The sequence below is a fragment of the Bacillota bacterium genome, assembly GCA_024655925.1.
Classification (GTDB): Bacteria; Bacillota; DTU025; order DTU025; family JANLFS01; genus JANLFS01.
The window spans coordinates 1-17,739 of the sequence record JANLFS010000066.1 but is presented as its reverse complement, the minus strand read 5'-3'; the positions used below and the strand labels follow the sequence as shown (position 1 = coordinate 17,739).

At 59.1% G+C, this 17,739-nt stretch carries 17 protein-coding genes and 2 pseudogenes; 12 read left to right on the top strand and 7 right to left on the bottom strand.

Annotated elements, in window-relative coordinates:
• Positions 1-807, bottom strand: an 807-nt coding sequence (locus tag NUW23_10800) for a radical SAM protein (protein ID MCR4426651.1), incomplete at its 3' end; no start/stop codon positions are given.
• A 286-nt stretch (positions 808-1,093) separates the two neighbouring features.
• Here NUW23_10800 and NUW23_10795 point away from each other — a divergent pair.
• The gene (locus NUW23_10795) at positions 1,094-2,005 is read left to right on the top strand and encodes an AraC family transcriptional regulator (GenBank protein ID MCR4426650.1); all 912 of its coding nucleotides are present in this window, start codon (positions 1,094-1,096) and stop codon (positions 2,003-2,005) included.
• A 157-nt stretch (positions 2,006-2,162) separates the two neighbouring features.
• Positions 2,163-3,239, top strand: a complete 1,077-nt coding sequence (locus NUW23_10790) for a radical SAM protein (protein MCR4426649.1) — start codon at positions 2,163-2,165, stop codon at positions 3,237-3,239.
• 290 nt (positions 3,240-3,529) lie between these two features.
• Here NUW23_10790 and NUW23_10785 read toward each other — a convergent pair.
• Positions 3,530-4,405: pseudogene (locus tag NUW23_10785) on the bottom strand (SDR family oxidoreductase).
• Positions 4,406-5,025: 620 nt separating this feature from the next.
• Here NUW23_10785 and NUW23_10780 point away from each other — a divergent pair.
• The 8 genes and pseudogenes from NUW23_10780 to NUW23_10745 all read left to right on the top strand — a co-directional run bounded on the left by NUW23_10780 (position 5,026) and on the right by NUW23_10745 (position 13,264).
• A complete protein-coding gene (locus NUW23_10780; protein ID MCR4426648.1) occupies positions 5,026-6,015 on the top strand; it encodes a DMT family transporter in 990 nt (329 codons plus the stop codon).
• Between the two features lie 123 nt (positions 6,016-6,138).
• Complete coding sequence (locus tag NUW23_10775; GenBank protein ID MCR4426647.1) at positions 6,139-7,302, top strand: ABC transporter substrate-binding protein; 1,164 nt, start codon at positions 6,139-6,141, stop codon at positions 7,300-7,302.
• A gap of 89 nt (positions 7,303-7,391) precedes the next feature.
• Positions 7,392-8,252: pseudogene (locus NUW23_10770) on the top strand (branched-chain amino acid ABC transporter permease).
• Positions 8,253-8,258: 6 nt separating this feature from the next.
• The gene (locus NUW23_10765; protein MCR4426646.1) at positions 8,259-9,170 is read left to right on the top strand and encodes a branched-chain amino acid ABC transporter permease; all 912 of its coding nucleotides are present in this window, start codon (positions 8,259-8,261) and stop codon (positions 9,168-9,170) included.
• On the top strand, positions 9,170-9,928 hold the full coding sequence (locus tag NUW23_10760) for an ABC transporter ATP-binding protein (protein MCR4426645.1): 759 nt from the start codon (positions 9,170-9,172) through the stop codon (positions 9,926-9,928). The genes NUW23_10765 and NUW23_10760 overlap by 1 nt, the downstream gene beginning before the upstream one ends.
• A gap of 3 nt (positions 9,929-9,931) precedes the next feature.
• On the top strand, positions 9,932-10,636 hold the full coding sequence (locus NUW23_10755) for an ABC transporter ATP-binding protein (GenBank protein MCR4426644.1): 705 nt from the start codon (positions 9,932-9,934) through the stop codon (positions 10,634-10,636).
• Positions 10,608-10,841 (top strand): hypothetical protein, encoded by a 234-nt coding sequence (locus tag NUW23_10750; GenBank protein ID MCR4426643.1) that lies wholly within the window; start codon positions 10,608-10,610, stop codon positions 10,839-10,841. Before NUW23_10755 ends, NUW23_10750 begins: the two co-directional genes overlap by 29 nt.
• Positions 10,842-11,827: 986 nt before the next feature.
• Positions 11,828-13,264: a peptidase dimerization domain-containing protein gene (locus tag NUW23_10745; GenBank protein MCR4426642.1), complete on the top strand. Its 1,437-nt coding sequence runs from the start codon at positions 11,828-11,830 to the stop codon at positions 13,262-13,264.
• Positions 13,265-13,388: 124 nt separating this feature from the next.
• Here the strand turns inward: NUW23_10745 and NUW23_10740 are convergent, their stop codons facing one another.
• Both NUW23_10740 and NUW23_10735 read right to left on the bottom strand, forming a co-directional pair.
• Positions 13,389-14,024: a SatD family protein gene (locus tag NUW23_10740; GenBank protein MCR4426641.1), complete on the bottom strand. Its 636-nt coding sequence runs from the start codon at positions 14,022-14,024 to the stop codon at positions 13,389-13,391.
• A gap of 1 nt (position 14,025) precedes the next feature.
• Positions 14,026-14,904 carry a hypothetical protein gene (locus tag NUW23_10735; protein ID MCR4426640.1) on the bottom strand — a complete coding sequence of 293 codons (879 nt, stop codon included), beginning with the start codon at positions 14,902-14,904 and terminating at the stop codon, positions 14,026-14,028.
• 408 nt (positions 14,905-15,312) lie between these two features.
• On the opposite strand from NUW23_10735, the gene NUW23_10730 reads away from it, so the two are divergent.
• Positions 15,313-15,936, top strand: a complete 624-nt coding sequence (locus NUW23_10730) for a TetR/AcrR family transcriptional regulator (GenBank protein ID MCR4426639.1) — start codon at positions 15,313-15,315, stop codon at positions 15,934-15,936.
• 19 nt (positions 15,937-15,955) lie between these two features.
• On the opposite strand, the gene NUW23_10725 is transcribed toward NUW23_10730, so the two are convergent.
• The gene (locus NUW23_10725; GenBank protein MCR4426638.1) at positions 15,956-16,165 is read right to left on the bottom strand and encodes a hypothetical protein; all 210 of its coding nucleotides are present in this window, start codon (positions 16,163-16,165) and stop codon (positions 15,956-15,958) included.
• Here NUW23_10725 and NUW23_10720 point away from each other — a divergent pair.
• Complete coding sequence (locus tag NUW23_10720) at positions 16,144-16,770, top strand: AAA family ATPase (protein ID MCR4426637.1); 627 nt, start codon at positions 16,144-16,146, stop codon at positions 16,768-16,770. The genes NUW23_10725 and NUW23_10720 overlap by 22 nt on opposite strands.
• Before the next feature lie 99 nt (positions 16,771-16,869).
• Here NUW23_10720 and NUW23_10715 read toward each other — a convergent pair whose 3' ends face one another.
• Both NUW23_10715 and NUW23_10710 read right to left on the bottom strand, forming a co-directional pair.
• Complete coding sequence (locus NUW23_10715) at positions 16,870-17,046, bottom strand: hypothetical protein (protein MCR4426636.1); 177 nt, start codon at positions 17,044-17,046, stop codon at positions 16,870-16,872.
• 33 nt (positions 17,047-17,079) lie between these two features.
• A partial coding sequence (locus NUW23_10710; GenBank protein ID MCR4426635.1) for a DUF2397 domain-containing protein occupies positions 17,080-17,739 on the bottom strand: 660 nt, incomplete at its 5' end.

The window sequence follows — 17,739 nt, the reverse complement described above, 5'->3', positions numbered from 1 at the left end:
CGGGCCATGGGCAACCGGGAAGCCTATGCGGCCGCGACGGCTGAGGCTGGCCGCATAGGCTTCCCGGTTGCCCATGGCCCGGCGTAACCTCCTCGCATACTCGGGTCTCTCAGCATCAAGGGTTCGGAGCAACCGAACCAGCGGGCCGGGATAGAAGTTCATGGGATCCACAGACACCCGGGAGACGCCGGCATCTCTCAGGGTGTCCGCCAACGCCTTCAGGGTTTCAGGCTCCTCCACCACCCATGGGAAGGCCGGGGCGATGAAAACCCAGGTGTCGATGCCCGCGTCTGCAAGCGAGGCAAGCGCAGCGATCCGCCTGGAGGTGGGAGTCGCGCCGGGTTCCAAGATCGACGCATCTTCATCCAGAGGCGACGTGATCGTGAATCCCACCGACACCCGGCGCATCGCTGATAGGATATCGATGTCCCTCATGATGTGATGGCTCTTGGTCAGGATAGAAACCTCCATGTCCCGGGCAGAAAGCTCCTGCAAGCAAGCGCGAGTCAGCCCATGCTTGGCCTCCAAGGGCTGGTAGGGATCGGTAACACTGGATAGAAGGACTGTGCCGTTGCGCCGGTGGCGGCCCCCCGTAAGCTCACGCCCAAGGACCCGAGGGATGTTTGTCTTCGCATAAGCCCGCGTGCCCCACGCTTCAGGCTCTATGTGAAACCGCATCATCAGAGACGCATAGCAGTAGACGCAGCCATGTGCGCACCCAAGATAGGGGTTGAGCGACCAGTCGATCCCCGGAATTCCGCATTTACTTAGGGCATTCCTGCATTCGATCTCGCCTGTCTCCGTCAAGCGCACCCCCTTCGTCCATGACTCACAGATTCAACCTATCCGAGGCGAAACCCTCCCGCACAGAACGCCTTTCATGACTTACCCGAGTGCTGCTGCATCCGTGGAGCCGCAGGGCTTGAACAACGTTGTGGCGAACTGCTGCCCGAGATACACTCGTTGTGGGGCGCACAATAGACAGCATCATCGCCGCCTCTGGTGAGGCCGTTCTACGGCGGATCACTTGTTCGCAATTGGCGTCAAGAAGCGCACTTGATAGAGTGATATCCTTTCTGCAGGAGGAGAGAGCATGGAGCGATGGGACGCCATAAACGCTGTGCAGAGGATGCAGGACCACATGGAGGCCCACATCAATGACCCGATTTCCCTGGGTGATCTCGCAAGGGCTGCCGGGTATTCGCAATGGCACTGTGCAAGGATCTTCAAAGAACTGACGGGGAAGGCGCCCTTTGAATACCTGCGGGCATTGCGTTTGTCAAGAGCCGCTCTTCTTCTTCGCGACCAACAGCCCAGGGTAATGGATGTCGCCTTTGACTTCGTGTTTGGTTCGCATGAAGGCTTCACAAGGGCCTTCTCCCGGCAATTTGGCGTATCTCCCAAGGACTACAGTAAGAACCCAAAGCCGATACAGCTCTTTATGCCGCATCGCATCCGTGACTACTACCTCGCGCTACAGAGAGGAGAGATCACAGTGGACAAGAGGGCCAGCGCGAAGACGATCTTTGTTCAAGTGGTTGAACGTCCAGCAAGGAAGGTGATTCTGAAGAGAGGCGTCAAAGCCACTCACTACTTCGAATACTGTGATGAGGTCGGCTGTTATGTGTGGGGCGTTCTGTCAGGCATCAAGGAAGCGATGTATGAGCCAATGGGCATGTGGTTGCCTGAGAGTATGGTCAAGCCCGGCACGTCAACCTATCTTCAAGGAGTAGAAGTGCCTGCGGACTACAGCGGCGAGGTTCCCGCCGGCTTTGAAGTCATGGACCTTCCCCCGTGCAAGATGATGGTCTTTCAAGGTGAGCCGTATGATGATGAACACTTCGAAGGGGCGATTGAGGACCTGTGGGAGATCATGAAGAAATACGACCCTAAGATCTACGGGTTTGAGTGGGCAGATGAGGAAGCCCCCAGGTTTCAGCTTGAGCCCATGGGATATCGAGGCTACATCGAAGGCAGACCAGTCCGGCAGATCAATCAGCCATAACCCGATCGGGAAGGGGCGGGTCACCCGCCCCTTTTGTGGAAGCCAAGTCGCATAAGTCGTCTGCACGGGTTTGCGCCGCGGCGCGGTTCCGGTAATATAATGGTGGCAACATGCAAATCCCAGCCCATCCCGGGCACCTTGAAGGGTGTGTTGCCCCATGGACCAGCAGAGTCAGTATCTCGAGATGTTCAGCAGGTCAGTGGTTGACCTGTTCAAAGATGCCCTTCGGATCTCGCTGAAACATCCGACGCAAGTGGGGTTCTTTCTTCGTACGATCAAATGGCAGAAACAGGCCGTCAAGAGGCGGGCCGAGTGGGAGCAGAAAGGGCTCCACATGCCTCCATTCATGATCGTGAGCGTCACCAACAAGTGCAACCTCCAGTGCAAGGGATGCTACAACCGGGCGCAGCACAGACAGGCCGGGGAAGAAATGAGCGAGGAGAAGCTCCGCTCTGTGCTATCGGAGGCATGGGAGCTTGGAATCTCCATTGCCCTGCTTGCAGGAGGCGAACCCCTGGTCAGGCCCGATCTCATGAGGGTGACCCGGGACTTCCCCCAGATCGTGTTCCCAGTCTTCACCAACGGGCTTCTCATCGACGATGAGATGATCGAGGTGCTCAGCAGGCAGAGGCACGTGGTTCCAGTCATAAGTCTGGAAGGCCACGAAACGGACACCGACGACCGTCGCGGCGTCGGAGTCCACAACCGCTTGACGCAGCTGGCGGCGAAGCTCAAGGCGGAGAGGATCTTCTTCGGGATGTCCCTGACACTCAGGAGCTCGAACGTCGACACCGTGCTGGATGAGGCGTTCATCCAAGGACTTATAGATGCAGGGTGTAAGCTCTTCTTCTTTGTGGAATACGTCCCTGTCGAAGAAGGCACTGACCATTGGTGCCTGACCGAAGACCAGAGGGTCCAGACGGCTCGGGCCATGAAGGCTTTTCGCGCCAGTCTCCCGGGGCTCTTCATCGCCTTCCCAGGCGACGAAGAAGAAGCCGGCGGGTGCCTTGCAGCGGGCCGCGGGTTCATCCACATAAGCCCCCAAGGCAGCGTTGAGCCCTGCCCGTTTGCCCCTTACTCCGACACAAGTCTTCAGGCCATGTCCCTCAAAGAGGCGCTCGGTTCCCCGCTTCTTCAGGCAATTCGCGAGAATCACGAACATCTGAGAGAGACCCGCGGCGGGTGCGCGCTCTGGGAGAACCGTGAATGGGTGAAGTCGCTGCTGCAGCGATAGGCTGATATGGTGTGGTCGTTTCGGAGGCGAGCTCCATGTGGGTTTCGTTCTCACCGCCGAGTCCGTCGCGGGCGGCAAGCCGGCGATGACCACCGCGGATGCCCGTCAGGCACGATTTCGAAATTCGCATGGCCTTTGGCCAGGACTACTCCTGCGTTCCTCAGAGAAGGAGTAGAGCCCCGTCCCCGCGTCCTAGGGCTTGTCCGCAGAAAGAAAGCTGCGCGGGCTCGTTTCTCACCCGCGCCGGACCAAATGTGCTCTATCGCCCGTTTCAGCCCGTTCTACCGCACTCAAGCTCCGAAACGCTGCCCCACCAACCGCTCGCTTACCTCCCACAACCGTCTGGCCGTGGCCTCGTCGCAGCACTCCGGGGATGATCGCCCCTCTTGTCTCTGAACAAAGTACCTGCCGGTAACGTCCTCCAACTCCGGCGCGGTAGCAAGCCACACGACATGACTCGCTCCTTCCTCTGGCGTCTGCGGCCTGGCCAGAGCCATCCTGATCTGCGCCAACAGGCGGACATACGAGGGGAAATTGCGGATCAAGCCCGTGCGTGTAAACCCTGGATCCAGCGTGTTGGCTGCGATACCGGTTCCGGTCAGCCGTCTGGCCAGTTCGTAGGTGAACATGATCTTGGCCAACACGACCTGCTTGCACTGTTTGAAGACACTGAACGACCTTTCGGCCTGGAGATCGTCAAAGTCAATGGTACCCGCGGCGCCCCCTTCAACTCCTGCCTTGTGCCCTTCGCCAGATATGGTGATCACACGCGATGGCGCTCCAGCCCTAAGTGCGGGAACGAGCAGGTTGGTCAGCAGAAAGTGCCCCAGATATTCGGCAGCAAACATGAGCTCCAACGCATCCAGGCTGACCCGACGGTTCAGTACCCGAATGCCTGCGCAGTTCAGCAGGCCATGGAGTTCATGGTGGCGTGCTTCGAAGACCTCCGCGGATCGCCAGATCGATGCCTGGGACGAAAGATCGGTCACAATCAGTTATGCGTTTGAGTTGCCGCCCTGCTCCCTTATTTCAGCAAGAGCGGCCTCGCCGCGGGCCTTGTTACGGCACAGCATCACCACATTTGCGTTCATCTTCGCAAGAAGCAGTGCACTTGCTTTGCCCAGTCCAGAGTTCGCCCCCGTAACGACATAGGTTTTGCCATCCAATGCTCTTGTTGTCCTTTCAAGTGTGTTTGTCAAATGGAGGATGTCCCAAACTCGGTGGAACTACAGGTGGCAGCTCCCGGCTCCGGTACGGTAAGCCGGAACCGTAAAGACGAAAGGGATAGAGCCGTCGATATGAGCATACCACAGCAGGCGCAACACTGGAACGGCCACTAAGAAGGAAAGGCCAAGATGAAACCAAACGCGCAACACGGTACCGTCGTCACCACTGCACGTGACGGCATCTGATGCTTAGGTCCGCCGAACTGCTATTGAACCGGAACCCCCACTACGGTGCCCCAGAACTCGCCCGTCAGATCCCCTTCGGCCGCCCAATTGGAGAGATTGTATATGCTCACTTTGACTGTGGCGCCGAAGACCTCGATGTCGTAACCTACCGGAATTCATCTTGCACCTGTATGGTCCAATCGCATTCAATCAGGGGTTCCTGAGGCAGTTTCTGTAAAGGGGAGGCTTGTCTCCGCTGCGGGTTTTCCACGCTTACTGGGAGGTGTACTCATGCGTAGAGAGAATACTTAGTAGGCTCGCGCTGCTCCCGACGGATTCCAGGCGATGCCTGTCTTGGGCGCAGAATTCCGCGGCGAGCTGAAGGAGGCCACATCTTGGCTGAGCCGGTGTCGGAAGGACCCATAGCAGTCCCCGGTTCTTCTTACGGCACGGAGACACATAGACCAAGGCGGCGGACCGCACTGGGATACGCTCTGGCCTTTTCGGCCGCGGTCCTCTGGGGGACTCTTGGGATATTCGCTGTGCTCATCTACAGATACAGTCTCGACCCCGTCGTTCTCGTAACGCTGCGCGCAGGTATCGCGGCGTTAGCGCTCTTGATCATTCTGTGCATCGCTGACCGTTCCGCGCTGCATGTCGAGCTGAAGGATGTGCCCTTCTTCATTGCGTTTGGGCTATTCAGCGTAGCCCTGAACTACGTCTCGTACTTCGAAGCTATCGCGCGCACTTCGGCTACAACAGCTGTAGTCCTGCTTTACACATCCCCCATTTTCGTTGCCATTGCAGCTTCTTTCGCGTTTGGAGAACGCATAACCGCTGCAAAGGGCATCGCCTTCGTCGTGACGCTCGCCGGCTGTCTCCTGGTGGTCGGGGGGTATGACTCGACGCGGCTCGTGGCGGATCCTGAGGGAGTCGCGCTGGGGATCGCCGCGGCCGTCACCTACGCGTCCTACACCATCTTGAGCAAGTATTCTTTGGCGAAGTACAGATCGTCAACTACAGTTCTGTATGCCCTCGCTTTCGGGAGTCTGTTTCTCATTATCTTCTCAGCGCCCCGTCTTGGTCAGATAGCGAGCTTGCCGTGGCGCGCATGGATCCTCGTCGCCGCGGTGGCCCTAGGTCCAACTCTGGGTTCGTATGCACTGTACGTGGGAGCGCTGAACTACATCGAAGCGAGCCATGCCGGCATCGTTTGCATGGCTGAGCCTGTAGCCACCGGAATCCTGGCCTACGTGATCCTGGGCGAGCGAATGGAGGGGCTGCAGGTGGTCGGAGCGATCACGGTTGTCCTCGGCGTGCTAATCCTTCAGCTGAGACCCAGAAACCTTAGTCAGTCGCCTAATGACCGTTCAACGCCGGCGTGACGCCAGCCGCGGGGAGGTGTTCTATGGCATAACCACGGGTTAGCCCACAGTGTACACTGTCACCTGTCCCTGTAAGACAGCTAGAGACGCACACACACAATACTGATTCGGAGGCGCCGGTAAATGCGCAATCCATTCAGGTGGTTGTTGGTGGCGTTGGTGGGTCTGGTTGTCTGTTTTTGTGTTGTGCCTGTGGTCGGTGCAGATCCCATAAAGGTCGGCCTGCACGCTCCCCTGACCGGGTTCGCGGCCGCCGACGGCCTCAGTGTCAAGCAATCCGTTGAACTTGCTGCAAAGCAGATAAACGATGCCGACGGCATCAACGGCCAGCCCATCCAGCTTGTCATCTACGACGACCGCGCCGACGCCAAGGAAGCGGTCGCCGTGGCTCACAAGCTGATCGAACAGGACAAAGTGGTGGCGGTTGTGGGCGGTTCTTATAGCGCTCCTATGAGGGCGGTTGCCCTTATATACCAGCAAAGCAAGGTCCCGGTGGTAGGAGGGTTCGCCGTTCACCCCGATATCACCAGAGCCGGAGACTATGTGTTCCGCGTAGGCATGCTGGGGCCGATTGAGGGCGCTGCGGCAGGCGAAGTCGCGGGGAGAATCCTCGGAGCGAAGACCGCATGCCAGATGACCATGGACAACGAATTCGGGAGGGCGCTCGCGGAAGGGTTCCGCCAAAGAGCCGCCCAGCTGGGGATTAAGATCCTCTGGGAGACCTTGTATCCTCTCGGGGAGAAAGACTTCACCCCTTACCTGGCCAGGCTGCGGCAGCTCAACCCGGATGTGATATTCGTAAGCGGGTACTACAACGAAGCAGCGCAGTTCTGCAAGCAGGCCAAGGATATGGGGGTCAAGTCGCAGATTCTGGGCGAGGAGGGCTTCGATTCTCCCAAGTTCATCGAGATCGCAGGCAAGGCCGCTGAAGGCGTGATAATCGCCACGAACCTCAACAGAGACGACCCGCGCCCGGCGGCGAGAACCTTCATCGACGGCTTCCGCAAGCTCTACAAGATGGAGCCCGACATGGTCGGGGAGTCCAACTACGACGCTTTCCTGCTGATCGCGGACAGCCTGCGCAGAGCCAACTGCACCGACCCGAAGGCTGTTCGGGATGCGATCGTCGCGACTAGCAACTTCGACGGCGCGACCGGAGTTGTCCTCGGGTTCAACGCCCTCGGCGAATGCACCAAACCGATACAGGTCCAGATCGTTAAGGACGGACAGTTCCCCCATTACGGGGAGGTCAGCGATCCCGCCATCATCACACCTCCAGACAAGTAACGTTGTGGTCGCCGGCGGCGCCGGGCGCGGTTCCCCGCTTGACGCCGCCGGCTGTCATCCAACTCGTTCGCAGTCAGGAGTGATATAGATTGTTCTGGCAGCAGGCGACCAACGGCGCCACCATGGGAATGATCTATGCCCTGATCACATTGGGCCTCACCATGGTCTACGGTGTTCTCCGGATACTTCACATATCGCACGCCGGGGTCATCGCTCTCGGAGCGTACATTGCGGTCGCAGCTTCGAGAGTCAATCCGAACCTTGCGTTCGTCGCCGCTCTCGCCATGCTCGGATGCGGAATAGTCGGGGTGCTGATGCAGAAATGGCTCTACAGGCCGCTTCTTGGATAGTCCAGGGTCGCACCGCTCATCGCCTCCATTGGCATGTTCATACTCATGGAGGACCTCTTCAGTCTGGCGGCGGGTCCCTACGTGATCTCTCTGCCTGTTCGTGTCCCGTTCGGTCTAGACCAACTTGACGTGGCTCACGTGACCGGAAACCAGCTAGTCGTGTTGGCGGCCTCCGCGATTCTGCTCGTCGCGGCGTGGTTCCTGATCAACCGGACCCGTCTCGGTCTGGCATGGCGCGCGACTGAACAAGACTTCGAGACAGCCTCGGCGTTCGGAGTGAACATCGACCGCGCCGTGGCGTGGAATTCCCTTTTGGGCTCCGCAGTTGCGGGCGCGGCAGGCGCTTTGGTGGGGTTCTACTACAATTCGGTGTATCCGACCATGGGAAGCGTTCCCGCGTATAAGGCCATGGCCATCGCAGTTCTGGGCGGCCTCGGAAATGTATGGGAGACAGTCCTGGCTTCGCTCATCCTCGGGCTTGTGGAGACCTTCCTCGTCATCTCGCCCGGAGGGATGATCCTTCCCCGCGACTCGATCGCCTTCATCGCCCTCATCGTAGTTCTGCTGTTCAGGCCCTATGGCCTGTTTGGACGGAGGTGAACGAGGATGGGATTGTACCAGGCCACCATCGCTATCACCATCGGGATCTTCATGCTCCTCACCATGGGCCTCAATATCATCACAGGTTACACAGGCCAGGTCTCCCTGGGCCACGCTGCGTTCTTCGGAATCGGAGCATACACATCCGCCCTCCTGTCCGTCAAGGCCGGCATTCCCTTCTGGCTGGCGCTGCCCATCGCCGCGGTGGTCACAGCGGCGGTTGGAGCACTCTTGGGCGCGGTCAGCACGCGTCTGCACGACGACTCGCTGGCAATAACCACGATAGGCGTCAACTTCGTGGTCGTGTCGGTGTTTCAGTACACCCAGTTCTTCGGGGGTGCCCTGGGAGTGGGAGGAATTCGGTATCCCTCGGTGTTCGGCCACACTCTGACCAAACCAGAATATCTGGTTGTCGTGATCGCCTGCGTAGTGCTCGGCATCTGGTTTGACAGGCGGCTCGTCAAGTCCTGGCTTGGGCTGGCCCTTCGGGCCGTCGGCCTCAACGAAGAGGCCGCTGAGTCCCTGGGGGTCGCGGGCGCCCGGTTCAAGATAGTGGCGTTCGCCATCGGAACTGCCTACGCCGGGGTCGCGGGCTCCCTTTACGCTCACTTCATGTCTTTCATCAGCCCACAGGACTTCGGGTTTCTCACATCAATCAGCATAATCTCCATGGCGGTGTTTGGCAGACTCGGGACTCTCCGGCGAGCAATCCTTGGCTCCCTTGCGTTGGGCCTGGCCCCTGAGATCTTCCGTCCGCTGGTCGATTACAGAAACCTCATGTACGGCGCGCTGTTGCTGCTGATGATGAGGTTCCAGCCCAGAGGGCTCATAGGCGACGGCAGCTTGATCTGGGAATGGCTCCGGTCGATCGCGCCGCGCAGACGCAAGCCCGAGAGCGCGTCAGGAGGTGCAGCGTGATGCCGGACAGCCGCGCCATTCTAGTAGTGGATCATGTGAGCAAGCAGTTCTACGGAGTTCACGCCCTCAAAGACGTGAGCATGGCCATTGCGCCGAGCACAGTCTTCGGGATCGTGGGGCCTAACGGCGCAGGGAAGACCACTTTGTTCAACATAATCTGCGGCGTGTATCCCCCTGCCTCCGGGAAGATCGTCTTCAAAGGGAGAGACATCACCGCGCTTCCGGCCTCGGGAACCGCGCGCCTCGGCATCGCCCGAACGTTTCAGATAGTCCATTCGTTCCGAAACATGACCGTTCTAGACAATGTGATCGTCGGGTGCGGGCACAAGGTCTATGGGAACGTGTCGCGGTTGGTCGGAACATACAGGACTCGCGAAATGAACGAGAAGGCGAATGCTCTCCTTGAGATGGTCGGCCTTGCGGACGAGGCCGGCACGCTCGCTGGCAAACTCCCCATTGCCCAGCAGCGGCGAATGGAAGTAGCCAGAGCGCTGGCGCTTGAACCGGAGCTCCTTGTTCTTGACGAGCCGTGTGCGGGCCTGACCCACGGCGAGACCGAAAGCCTGATGAACCTCGCGCGCAAGGTCAAAGACAGCAACGTCACCATCGTAATGGTCGAACACAACATGGGGGTCATAATGAACCTGTGCGACGAGGTAGCCGTGCTGGACTTCGGCTCCAAGATCGCTCAAGGGCCTCCTTCGGAGATAGCGGCCGACCCAAGGGTAATAGAAGCCTACCTTGGAAAGGAGGCGTAAGAATTGCTGGCGGTCAAGAACCTTGTAGTCAGGTATGGGGACATCGAAGTCGTCCATGGGGTCTCAATCTCTGTCGAGGACGGTGAAAGCGTGGCGGTAATTGGCGCAAACGGTGCTGGCAAGACTACACTCCTCCGTACCATAATGGGGTTGCACCGGGAATTCACGGGCACCGTCCTCTACGACGGGGAGGACATCGGACGCCTGCCGCCGTGGGAACGGTCTCGGCGCGGGATAGCAATCGTCCCCGAAGGGCAAAGGGTCTTCCCTGACCTGACAGTGGAAGAAAACCTCATGATCGGAGCCTACTCCCGCACTGACAAGCGCGAGATCGAGGAGTCACCCGCGGAAGTGTATTCTCTCTTCCCCATCCTGCAAGAGCGCAAGCGCCAGGTGTCCAAGACACTGAGCGGCGGAGAGCAGCAGATGCTCGCCGTCGGACGCGCACTGATGGCGAGGCCCCGGCTGCTTCTGGTGGATGAAGTTTCAACAGGGCTCATGCCCATATTCGTGGACAAGGCGTTTCAGGCCCTCACCGAGCTGAACCGACGCGGAGTCAGCATACTCCTTCTGGAACAGAACGCGAGGAAATCCCTGGCCGCGATGTCGAGAGGGTACGTTCTCGAAACAGGGAAGATATCCCTTGCAGGAAGTTGCGAGGACCTGAGGCGCAACCCGGATGTCCAGAAGGCGTACCTGGGTCTTTGACCCTTCAGACGATCAGTGCCATGGCAAGATGAGCCGGCGCTTCCAAACCGCCACCGTGGTCGGAGACTGGAACGAGAACACCGCAGTCCTGTGGCCGAGGCAGAAAGAGACCTGGACAGGCGGAACCGCATTGAGAGTCGGCATCGTCCTCGATGACGACGACTACCTCGACGCGGCCAGCTTCGCCGGCAGCCTCACTGCTTGAGGCGACGTAGGAACGCTGGGCGGGGCCTCCCAAGGGACTATCAGGCAGGTTTTTCGGAGGACGACTTCCGATCGGTTGCGCGAGAGATGCGGCAGCGCCTACAAAACCGACCCTCTTCGTCATATCCTTCTCAAAGACAGCACCATCTGGGCCACACGATCTACGCATGATCTACCCACAGTTGCCGCACGTAAACGCGACTGTAAAGCGCCAAAGCCGCGCGAAAACTGGTGTCTAAAATGTGCTTGACACTGTCCGCGTGTCTGGGTATTATCAAAAGAAATCATTGACTCAAGATCCAATTCACGCTCAAATGCGATGACGGGGAGTAGTAGGCTGAGGGTCGGGCCAGAGAGAGCCGGCGGTGGGTGTAAGCCGGCGCCCAAGTCAGAACGAACTCGCCCCCAAGCTGCGGGTTGAAACCTTTGGATGCCGGATAGGGATCATGAATCCCTGAGCCAGGCAGTGGCTCGCAGGGGCCTTGTGGCCTCCTGTTGATCGAACCCATCGTCCAAAGAGACTAGGCCTCGCCGGGTTGACTTTCATCAAGCGCCCGTTACCCGCTTGTCCCGTTCCAGGTTTGTCGCGGCGCCTGCCCGGTGCGCAAGCGTCTATGGCAGACAGGAAAGGACGCAAAGGTCGCTGTCGAAAGACAGAGACGAAATCAGGGTGGTACCGTGGGAAAACCTCCTCCCGCCCCTGGCGGTTCTCGACCGCTGGGCACGGGAGGAGTTTTCTATATCTACCACAGGCTCAGGCCTGTGCCGATGGCTCTCGGTCCGTGAGGTCAGTGACTTGCGACAAGACCTGCGCGATCCTGAGGGCATCGGGGCGGAGACAGGAGGTGAAACGCGGGGCTCGGCAAGCGCTGGCAAGAGAGACGCTCAGAAGTGGATGGAAATGGCCAACCGATCGACCGATCAAACGCAGGACCTCTTTACGCCGAGACAAATAACAACGAAATAACAACGAAAGGAATGACACAGATGACGAAGTGGACCACACGCACGCTCTCAATGGTTCTCGCCCTAATCCTGACCTTTGCTGCCGCAGCCGCGGCAACCCGTCCACAGGTGATCCCGCCCGAATCGCCGGAGATCACCGCCGTGAGACAGAGGCTCGACTCGCATGTAGACGAACTGTCTGCCCGTGTAATCGAGATGAGCGACTGGTTGTACCACAATCCGGAGTCAGGGTTTCTGGAATTCAAAGCAGCAGCGATGCTCACCGATGAGCTCGCGAAGCACGGGTTCGAGGTGGAGATGGGCGTGCCCGGACTCGAGGAGGCCTGGCCGGAATTTGACCGGCTGAAGTTCGTAGGCGGGCTGACTCCCACTTACAGCGGCCCTCCCGGACTGCCCACTGCGTTTCGTGCCAAGTATCACGGAAAGAACGAGCATCCTGTCATCTGCTTCGTTGTCGAGTACGATGCGCTGCGCGGTGATCCCCCGTTCCACGGCTGCCAACACAACATGCAAGGTCCATCCGGAGTAGGGGCCGCCATAGCCCTGGCCAAATCCATGGAGGAGCATGGCCTTCCCGGGAGCGTCTGGGTGGTCGGGGCGCCTGCCGAAGAAGTGGGTCCGCCAACCAAAGCTGCGCTGGCCAAAGCCAATTACCTGGGCGGAGTCGATTTCGCAATAAGAAGCCACGGAACTGCCACTGACACAGTGCGGTATCCAGGCGGGTTCTCGCCTCGGCACATCAGGCAGATGAAGTACACTTTCCACGGCAAGCCCGCGCACGCTCAGAGCGCGTGGCAAGGCAGGAGCGCCCTCGACGCCGTGATGCTTCTGTTCCACGCAGTCGACATGCTCAGAGAACACTCTGAGCCGCAGTTCAGGTTCCACGGGATCGTCAGCGACGGAGGGGTGGCGCCGAACATCGTTCCGGAGATGGCGTCAGCCACTATCTGGGTGAGGCACCTGGCAGACGAGACTCCGCTCGGCTCGGTTTCGCCCAAGAAAGCTTCGGAGATGATTGATGCCAAGGTGGTCGAGATCCACAACGCCGCCCGGGGCGCGGCGCTCGCCACCGGGACCACCGTAGATATCGACCTCTATGGTACATACGCTCCCTCCGTGGCAATCGGCGCCTTCAATGACCTCGCGTTCCAGTACGCAGTCGATTACGGCGGCGTGAATATCAAGCAAGCCAACGTCCCGCGGCACTGGGAGGAAACCGGGTTCCTGACTTTGCAGGTGCCCGGAGTGCACGTGAGCATAGGCACAGCGGGAATCCCCGCTGCAGCAGGCCATTCTCCTGAAAACGCGGCCATAACCCTGACCCCCGAAGGTCATGAAAACCTCATCCAGACCACGAAAGTCATGGCAGCGGTCGGCCTGCGCCTGGTGATGGACGGCGAGATGCGCGAGGCGATTAAGGCAGAGCACGCGAAGTGGCTGGAGCAGTACGATAAGTAGTCTCGTTTCAATCCACGCGCCCGCACGAGGCGCGACTAGCAAACCCGGGGAAACTGCCCGCTTGCTTACGGTATCCTCCTCGAAGATGGCCCTGAACCGCCATCTCGGGAGGATACCCATGTCATTAGCACAAGAGTGCCTCCAGCATACCTTCAAGCACTTCCCGGCCGTCACGATAGAACTGCCATCCAGCGGTCCTAAGGCTCTTGGATACCGCTGCAGGCGACACCTTGAGAATCGCCGCCGCCTCAGATTGCGTCGGCGCTTTCTCCACAGCGGCAATGGTCCGCCGCTGGTCATTCGTCCACCTGTGGCTTAAGAACAGCAAGAGGTTGGCCGCCGCCCCAAGGCGCGCGTCGCAGATCTCGCCGAAACCTCTGAACACGATGAACTTGCGTTCCTTGGCGGCTAGCTCGATCGCTGCCTGCGCCCTGTGCCATGCTTCCCCGTCCATCCCAATAGCCTCAGGGCGGGCTGGTGTCGAAAGCGTTCCCACGCCTACCCCGAACCTGAGTCGCACCGGACGCATGGCGCCAACCATCGTCTCGACTATGCGGAACAGCGTCCCCGCGCATTCCATCCAGAGCATGCCCTGGGCTTCATCTCCGTGAGTGACTACGAACTTCGCGGAGATAGCTTCGCCGTACGCGGCGTTGACCGCATCCATGGCTGCGAAGAGCCGTTCCTGCACACTCGCCCGGTTGGGAGTCCGCCGCGATCCCCGAATATCCAGCTTGACAGCTATGTATCTGTCCGTCACCCTACATGCCCCCACGCAGCGCAAGCCCGATCAGGAGCGCTATCAGCATGCTGTATAAGGTCCCAAGGAGATAGTACTCGGCAAACCCCGGGTCATGCTCGATCCTCGAATACCGGACGATGGACTTGGCAGTCAGCACAAGCCCCATCGCTGCGTACTGCCCAAGAGCGATGAAGGTCGCCATGATCCAGCGTTCCAACGTGCCGATCGCGCGCCCCGCCCGCAGCGTGTCGTAGTCCGGGCACTCCGCTCCGGACCCGGACAGGCCCTGTGGCTCGGCCGTCGCGGCATCGAGTTGCGCCACGCGCGGACCTTCTCGCAAACCAGGCGACAGGGGCGTCTCCCTCCCGAGCAGACAACGGACGACGTAATTCGCGGGCTCCCCAAGAAAAACGTAAGCAGCAGTTCCGGCCAAAACAGCGGAGACTGTGATGCCTGGAACTCCGGGCATCGTAAAGGCGGCGTTGACAAGGCGATAGATGCCAGCTAGCAATGGCCCGAATCCAGGCGGTTGCAGACCGACCCGCCACAGAAGTAAGGGCGCGACCGCAATCAGCGCCATCGGCATCAGTTGGAGCCAGGCAAGACGCGACCCGGTGGTTCGCTCAAGGCGGACCCGCAGGGCTTCAATCGGCCGTTCCAGCCAGGCGATGGCCGTATACGCCAGGGCGGCAGGGAGTATCCAAGTGGCCGCTCCGAAGAACAACGCCAGGAGCGCCGCAAGGGCGGAGGCGGCGCACAGGCGGAAACAGACATAGGGTCGCACGCGGTTCAGCTCCGCCAGGCGCGGCATCCCGGAGACCATGGACTTCAGCCCGTATTCGACTCCAAGCGCGAGCGACGCCAGAAGCAAGCACTTGGGCACATCCACGTCCTGCACGATCTCACCATCCTCGTCAGGGGCAAATGAGCCTGAGACAACTGGCTGTGAGGTATGTAGACGTCCACACACAGGCTCACCGGTTAACCATGCGGAGTTATTATTGCAGGCTTAACTTCTTGGGGTTGATTCGACGCCTGGGACACACGTCCTCCACAGCCAGAGACTGAAGGCGCAGGATCGCATGTCCCGTCATGGGCGGAGGACTTACACGCCTCATCGGTTTCTCTGACATTGGCTCGGACAGAGTATTCGAGAAGCCTTTCCCGTCTCCTCCAGCATGACCGAGCGGTGACACGGGAGATACACCTTCAAGACCTCGTACATCGGGCTTGACAGACTAACGTACGTTAGTAGTTATCGTTTCGAGCGGAAACGAACGTTAGTAAGCCTCGAGGAGGTATGGAAGTGCCGTCCGAAACCGAGTATCCGGGGAAAAGCACCAGGGAGAACATCCTGGAAGCGGCCATTGATCTGTTCTCCGAAAAAGGCTTCGACGCCGTGTCGGTGCGGGAGATAACCCGAAAGGTGGGTATACGTGAAAGCTCATTGTATAACCACTTCAGGAGCAAAGATGAGTTGCTGGATGTCATCTTCGAGACCTTCAAAACTGAGTTCGGCAAGGTAATTCTTGACGAGAAGATGATCCAGGAAGATCTTTCCGGAATGGACCCCGAGATCTATCTCCAGCACCACCTCCTGACCTTGAGGGACAGGATAACCCCGGCCATGCAGAGAATCTGGAAGATCGTCTATATGGAGCAATTCAGGGACAAGAGAGCAAGGGACTTCGTAATAAGAGAGATCATCGGTCGGCCGGCGGCTTTCTATGCGAAGGTTTTTACGGCTATGGCGGAAAAGGGCGTCATCAAGCCCATGGACCCACAGCTTCTTTCCGACGAGTACAACTACGCTTTGCTGGCATTCTCACTTGAGCGGATGCTCCTGGAAACGGACAAGGAGGACGTCACCCCAACAATTCGACGTATGTTTGCACATATCAAGTTCTTCTGCGAGGCTGTCAGGAAATAGTCTGTGTGGGATCCGGCACCTACAGCAGTCCTACGGGCTTAGCAAGATCCCGTTCACGAAGGACATCCCAGCTTCCGCCGTCTTCAACTCCAGGAACCTCGAAGAGTTCCGCTCCAGGATGGAGCGCTTCAAGACGGTCCGAGGCATAACTCTCGTCTGGGGTGAACCCGGCACAGACAAGACCACCGCCATACGGGCTTTCGCCCAATCGCTCAATCCACAGACCCATCTACCGATCTACCTGCCGCTTTCTACGCTAACGGTTGTCGACTTCTATCGTCACCTTGCAGTGGGCTTGGGGCTACTGCCTCGGTTCCGAAAAAGGTCGACTTGTTCCACCAGGTCCAGGAGCGTATCGCGTCCCTGAGCGTACACAAGAATCAGGTCCCGGTGATCGTCGCGGACAAAGCGCAACACCTCCGTCATGAGCTCCTGCACGACCTCCAGATGATCTTCAACTTCAACATGGACTCCAAGAACCCCGCAATGGTCATCCTCTGCGGCACGCCCACGATCGTGCCAATGCTGAAGATCCACGTCCACGAGGGCCTGCTCGAAAGAGTCATAGTCCACCACGAGTTCTCAGGGCTGGAGCCGGACGAGGCCGATCCTTACGTCAAGGCCATGCTCAAAGCAGCCGGCGCCACAAGCCCAATATTCACCCCAGATGCGGTAACGGCCGTCTTCGAGGCCGCAAGAGGGAAACCCAGGCTGATCAACGCACTCGCAGGCAAGTGCCTTCTGCTTGGCTACGTCCGAGAGGCAAGAGCCATAGACTCGAAGATAGTGCAACACGCAGCCATGGACGGCCTGCAGGTCCCGGCAAGGCCTTGACCCCCCAGAATGCCAATCCGGTCCGTACCCGCTCCCGCTGGCCCCGGCGGGAGCGTTTATTGCGACCGCAGAGCTCAGGCGAACGTGACAAACGGCCCGCTACCCTTTCCCATGGTCACGGTATTCCGGCCGAAATTCAGCCGTATCGTAACCAAGCCAGGACATCTCAACGTGACCACGCGTGGTCAGCGTATTCTTTCCGTTCAACACCTTGGCCACCCCATCGAAGCCGTCCATTGGCCGCTGAGTCTCCTGTTCATCAACCACCATTCTCACCTCTGGGTCTCCAAGACGCCACCCCACTAAACCCTAACCCTTGAAGCGGAACTCGTAGTTGGGCATCTCCAGGACGCCATCGTCGGACTCGAGGGCGATCCTCGAGTCGTCCACCAGTCTCATCTCGACCTTGCGGCCAGTCTCGGTCTTGGCAGTGAGGTCGGAACTGGTCATGCACCTGTCGATCCAGCCCAGGAGAACCCTCCGCATGTTGGAGTCGACCTTGTGGATGTCCTCGGAAGCCGGTGAATCCGCCACGAAGTGGCGGGTGTTGGGGACCCCAAAGACACACGCTGATAATCTGTGTGCCTCTTCGATGCTTTCGAGCCGGCTGAACCAGTCCGCCAGGTACAAGTAGTCACTGTACCTGCTCCGTATGTTCTGGTTTCTCTCGCCCAGCCTCTGAGCGAACCTCGTTATCCTGCGGATGGTCTCGTTGGTCTCGTTCTGAAGGTAAGATGGGTCGCTCTCCCGGCCCCCAACCCCCAGGAACCAGTCCTTTAGCCCATGCCACTGCCCGAGGAGCGTGTTCTCCAGGTCCGGTTTGGACGGGCGGGCATCCATCCTCGGGACGCTGAGCTGATGGTCGGCAACCTGACTCGCCAGACTCCTCACGGCCTCGTCCTCTGTGTTCTGGAGCACCTCTTCTATCTTGGCGGAGGTGCGCTGTAGGGAGGAGATGATGCTACGGAG